A 220-nucleotide genomic window follows, 5' to 3' on the forward strand; every position below is an offset into this window, starting at 1 on the left:
GAGCGCGAGCAGCTCACGCCCGATCACCGCTTCAAGACCCGCGCCGAGATGGCGGTGCTGTTCGCCGACATTCCGGAGGCGCTGGCCTCGACGGTGGAGATCGCCGAGCGCTGCTCGTTCCGGCCGATGACGCGCAAGCCGATCCTGCCGTTCTTCACGGTCGGCGCTGCCGCAAGCTCCGATGCCGCCGCAGTCGAGGCGGCCGAATTGAAGCGGCAGG

At 69.5% G+C, this 220-nt stretch carries 1 protein-coding gene; it reads left to right on the top strand.

Going from position 1 to position 220, the window contains the following annotated elements:
- Positions 1-220: hypothetical protein (locus IVB32_RS10925; protein ID WP_247410352.1), on the top strand; the 220-nt coding region annotated here is incomplete at both ends.

Source organism: Bradyrhizobium sp. 23, from assembly GCF_023073295.1.
In the GTDB taxonomy this organism is placed as follows: Bacteria; Pseudomonadota; Alphaproteobacteria; order Rhizobiales; family Xanthobacteraceae; genus Bradyrhizobium; species Bradyrhizobium canariense_D.